The organism is Nocardia arizonensis (assembly GCF_001310275.1).
Classification (GTDB): Bacteria; Actinomycetota; Actinomycetes; order Mycobacteriales; family Mycobacteriaceae; genus Nocardia; species Nocardia arizonensis.
This window is the reverse complement of sequence record NZ_LGYZ01000020.1, coordinates 1-4,607: the sequence shown is the minus strand read 5'-3', so window position 1 is coordinate 4,607 and position 4,607 is coordinate 1. Positions and strand designations below refer to the sequence as shown.

Below are 4,607 nucleotides of genomic sequence, written 5' to 3'. Positions count from 1 at the left end.
CAAAGTTACCTCGACACATCCTGCCTCATCCAAGGTTGACACAGAGGGCTTCGTGCAACGTCATCTCAGGGTTCGGAGGGTGTATCCATTACGGCGACGGAGTGAAGCTCAGCCGGTTTCCATCCGGGCGGCGGCTGGCAGAGCTCCTCGGCGCCGAGCGCGCCGCCGAGCTCGAGACCACCGCCCTGCATGCCCTGTGCGGGCCGCGACTACCGGCATTCGACGGCGCACGCCCGGGGTCACCGTTCCCGGTGAAGAATTACCCGGTCGCCTCGCTTACCGCCGACCAGGTTCGGGACATCGTCGATAGCCTACGAGGCCGGTTGACAGCTCGGGGTGTGGAGATCCGGTTGCGCAGCGAGGTGACGAGCCTGGACCTGGACGCAAGCGGCCGGTGGGTGGCCGCAACCCGCGAACGCCGCGGCGAACACGTGGTGCGTGCCGGGTCGGTGGTGGTTGCGGTCGGGCGGCGAGGCCGGTCGTGGTGGCATAGGCAGATCCGAGCACTCGGGCTGGATTTCGTCCCACCGACTCCGTCGGTCGGAGTGCGGTTCGAGGGTCCAGCACAGCTGCTGAGCGGCGGAGCGCTGGTACATGAGGACTACAAGACCACGCTGGTGCGCGACGGGGTGAAGATCAAGACGTTCTGCTACTGCGCCGGTCGATCCGGTGGGGGCGGACGGATCAAGTTCACCGACTACGCCACCGACGGTTACACCCTGCTCGACGGGCATGTGATCGCCGAATTGGGCGACGAGACTGCGGTGGCGAACTTCGCACTGCTGGCGCAGCTGCGCGACGAGGCGGGGCGACCGTGGGATCGGGCGCGTATCGACGTCGAACTTCTCGCCCCGTATCGGCGGTTGCGCACCGACAGGCCGGGAAAGCCTGTACTGCAATGGTTCCCGGATTTCGTTGACCGCCGCGTCACCTGCGCCAGCCTCACCGACTTCACCCACCGGTCCGGTGTGCGGCCCTCGGTGGCCGACTACCAGATGGCCAACCTCGCGGCGATTCTGCCCGATCGAGTGCATTCCGGGCTTGTCGCCGCATTCGGCGAACTGGCCGACTTCTTCACTGGTACCACTGTCGCGGACTACGGCCACCAGATCGGCGTCATCGGCCTCGAATTGGAGAACACATGGGACGAACTGGCATTGACACCGGACCTGGAGACCACCGCACCCGGGCTGTATGCGGTGGGTGACTGCTCTGGCCTGGCACAGGGGATTGTCCAAGCCGCGGTCGGCGGACTGGCGGCGGCCGAGAAGATCCTCGATTCCACCCTCGTGAAAGGACTAGCCGGATGAGCGAAACATCAATCGCCGAACGCACTATCGGACTGGCGCGCACCGTGTTCGGCGAGAACCTACTGGCGGCCTGGGTCGGTGGCTCCTATGCCCGCGGAACGCAAAAGCCGACCAGCGACATCGACACCGTGGTGATCCTGCGCGAGGCCGAAGCGGCCAGCGAACGCGAATTCGCCGAAACGTTCCGCGACCTACATCGGTCCGCGGGCCTGAAATTCGACCACTGCGGTGAGGTCTTCGACCTGGACACCCTGGAAGGGCTGCTCACCTTTACCGAAGCGTGCGTCGCGGCGGTTCCGGCGATCCAACGGTCGGCCTGCTACCTCGCCGACTGCCCACTGTCGATATTCCGCAAGGGCGATGTGGTGTTCAAGATGCTCGAGGAATCCAAGATCCACCTTGTCGACCCCGGCAAGATAGTCGACCTGCTCACCGCGCGAGCGCTCGACTACTTCCGGCGCTGGCCAATGCGTCGCATCCAGTCACACAAAGGTCAGTTGAGCCTTCCCGAAGGGAGTCGTGCGGCCGCCACCGCCGCGCTGTGGCAGCGCCGCGCCGATACCGACGATTGGGTCGACACCCCGGTCGGCGTCAGCCTTGGCCGCTGGTTCGGTCCCGACCTGGCTGTCCGGGCCAGCGTCTTCGACCAGTACCCGCCTGTAACATCCGCCGCCGGTGTCCCACATGCCTGCTCGCTGCCGGTCGCCGAGGGGGACCTCGCGGTGATGCTCACCGCGCAGTGCCTTACCTTTCCGGCCTCGGCCGTGCTGAGCGGTCGTGTGCGATGACCACGCTGCCGTTGGGGCTGCCGACGGTCCGGCGCCCGATCTACACACAGCCGCGCGAGCGGTTCGTATTCCTGTACCCGACCACCGCCTGCCAACTGAGGTGCCGCCACTGCTACGTCGGCAACGACCGACTCAACAACGCCAACACCATGAGCCTCGCTCGCGCGACCGAGATCATGGACTACTTCAAGCTGACGGGAGGCCATGACAAGCTGTACCTGCTCGGCGGCGAGCCGACTCTGCACCCGCAGCTCGGCGACATCGTGCGCGCCGCGCGCGAACGCGGTTACCAGGTCACGATCTCCAGCAACGGCGACTTCGATGACAGCGTCTTCGACGACATCCCGCCAGAGACGCTCGACTCGTTCAACTTCTCCCTCGAATCGGCGGACCCCGGGGTACATCGGAAGATTCGCGGAAACCCGCACAGCTGGGACACAGTCGTGCGCCACATCAGCGAGGCGCGCCGACGTGGCTACCAGGTGCGAGTGATGTGCACGGTATCGCAGACCAATCGGGGCAAGGCACTCGATCTGATCCCGTTCCTGGCCGAACTCGGCGCGCACACGCTCAGCTACCACAACCTCGGCAAGACCGGCAATGGTGCGCGGATGCTGCAACCGCTCTCGCCTGCGGAATGGATGCAGTTCTGCGACGAGCTCGAGGCGTACCCGCCAGAGCCGAGACTGGCGGTCTACTATCCGCCGACGTTCGTGCCCGCCGATCAGCAGGCGCATTGGTACGAGCGGGGCTATCCAGGCTGCCCGGCGCGCACCCTGGATCGCCCGCATGTCTACCCCGACGGCACGGTGTTCGCCTGCCCGGTGTTCATGGACAACGGCAGGCATTTCGCGCGATTCGTTGACGGACGGCTGGTGCTCAACACCGATTCGAACAACGAGCTGAATGCATACTTCAGCGCGGATCCGGTGTGCTCGGGCTGCGACAAGGCCAACACTTGTGGCGGCGGCTGCCCGGCCTACTCCCAGATCCCTGCCTACGACAGCTGGTACTCCTGCGACCGCGACACCACCCCACTGTGCATCCTGTGGACGGTCTCGGCGTGGGGGCCGCGCCCTGCTGATTCCCTCCATCTCCTGCGATAAGGCGGACCCGATCAGCATGACCGAAATCCTCACTCATACGGCACCGTTCGCGACGGCGGCCACCGCGATGCGGGAGCCATTCCTCTTCCTCTACATCACCGAGAAGTGCCCGCTGCGCTGCCTGCATTGCTACATGGGTGAGCGCCTCGATCGGGAGCGGCGTATGACCCCCGACTACGTCGAGCAGGTACTCGAGGCGCTGCGGATCACCTACGGCCAGTACAAGGTGTATCTGCTCGGAGGCGAACCAACAACCCACCCGCAGTTCGACGCTATTCTCGACGTCTGCAAACGACAGGGCTACCAGGTGGTGCTAACGACCAACGGGCTTATCCCGGCTCGCACTTGGCCTGCGCTCGACGACCGGATCGACTCGTTCTCATTCTCCATGGACGGCGCCACCGCCGAGACCCACGAGGCGATGCGCGGCGACAACACCTGGCGGCACCTGATCTCCAGCATGAAGCGAGCTATCGACGCAGGATTCCAGACGCGAGCGATCTTCACCGTAACCACAGCCAATCAGCGTGATGTATTCGCCGCGATCGACTTCGCCGACCGTATGGGCCTGGAGATGCTGTCGTTCCACTACTTCACCCCAACCGGCCGCGGCCGTGACAAACCGGAATATCAGCTTGCACCCCGGGATTGGATGCAGCTGTGCGGGCGGATCCGTGACGCGTCCGCCGACATGCGGTTACGGGTGTTCTACCCACCGGCGTTCGCACCCGCCGGACAGCTCCCGGCGCTACGGCAGGCTGGGTATGGCGGCTGCACCGCCCGCAGCCTCGAACGCTTAGCGGTCTTCCCCGATGGCCGCGTCTACATCTGCTCGGCGTTCTTCGACACCGACCTGCACTACGGACAGATCATCGACGGCCAGGTCGTGCCCCGCACGATCCCGGACGGGGTGACCGAGCTGACCCTGGTCAACCGGGTGTCGGCGAACTGCCGCGGCTGCCCGCACGGGTCGCTGTGCGGTGGCGGATGCGCGGCTTACGACCACCTGGACAAGACGCTGCGCAGCAGCGACTGCGACCGCCACATCGTGCCCGTCTGCCCACTGTGGTCGATGCCCGTCGAACCGGCCACCACCGAACACAGGCTGATCGACCTCCGATGAACCACGACCCGGATTCGAGGCGATCACCCAAGCTTCGCGATGGCCGCCTCGATCCGCGCCAGGGTCCGATTCCTGCCCAGCACCTCCAGCGACTCGAACAACGGCAGACCGATGGTGCGGCCGGTCACCGCGACCCGTACCGGGGCCTGCGCCTTACCCAGCTTCAAGCCCTGCTCGCCAGCAGCGGCCTCGATCGCCGCGCGGATCGTCTCAGCCGTCCACTCCGCGCCAGCCCTCTGTGTCAACCTTGGATGAGGCAGGATGTGTCGAGGTAACTTTG

The 4,607-nt window shown here is 65.5% G+C and carries 4 protein-coding genes and 1 pseudogene; 4 read left to right on the top strand and 1 reads right to left on the bottom strand.

The genetic code is table 11. The features are described 5' to 3' along the window. Positions 1-323 precede the first annotated feature (323 nt). Genes APZ21_RS03585 through APZ21_RS03570 form a run of 4 tightly spaced genes read left to right on the top strand, consistent with a single transcriptional unit; the run spans position 324 to position 4,327 of the window. Positions 324-1,310 carry a hypothetical protein gene (locus tag APZ21_RS03585; protein WP_156370607.1) on the top strand — a complete coding sequence of 329 codons (987 nt, stop codon included), beginning with the start codon at positions 324-326 and terminating at the stop codon, positions 1,308-1,310. Continuing rightward, positions 1,307-2,098: a nucleotidyltransferase domain-containing protein gene (locus APZ21_RS03580; RefSeq protein WP_054811771.1), complete on the top strand. Its 792-nt coding sequence runs from the start codon at positions 1,307-1,309 to the stop codon at positions 2,096-2,098. The genes APZ21_RS03585 and APZ21_RS03580 overlap by 4 nt, the downstream gene beginning before the upstream one ends. Further along, positions 2,095-3,204: a radical SAM/SPASM domain-containing protein gene (locus tag APZ21_RS03575; protein ID WP_054811770.1), complete on the top strand. Its 1,110-nt coding sequence runs from the start codon at positions 2,095-2,097 to the stop codon at positions 3,202-3,204. Before APZ21_RS03580 ends, APZ21_RS03575 begins: the two co-directional genes overlap by 4 nt. 16 nt (positions 3,205-3,220) lie before the next feature. Further along, a complete protein-coding gene (locus APZ21_RS03570; RefSeq protein WP_054811769.1) occupies positions 3,221-4,327 on the top strand; it encodes a radical SAM/SPASM domain-containing protein in 1,107 nt (368 codons plus the stop codon). Positions 4,328-4,350: 23 nt separating this feature from the next. On the opposite strand, the pseudogene APZ21_RS03565 reads toward APZ21_RS03570, so the two are convergent. Further along, positions 4,351-4,607, bottom strand: a pseudogene (locus APZ21_RS03565) (hypothetical protein); the annotation flags it as partial.

Coding starts and splice junctions, on each gene's coding strand:
- APZ21_RS03580 (WP_054811771.1), top strand. CDS start 1,307: ATGAGCGAAACATCAATCGCCGAACGCACTATCGGACTGGCGCGCACC.
- APZ21_RS03575 (WP_054811770.1), top strand. CDS start 2,095: ATGACCACGCTGCCGTTGGGGCTGCCGACGGTCCGGCGCCCGATCTAC.
- APZ21_RS03570 (WP_054811769.1), top strand. CDS start 3,221: ATGACCGAAATCCTCACTCATACGGCACCGTTCGCGACGGCGGCCACC.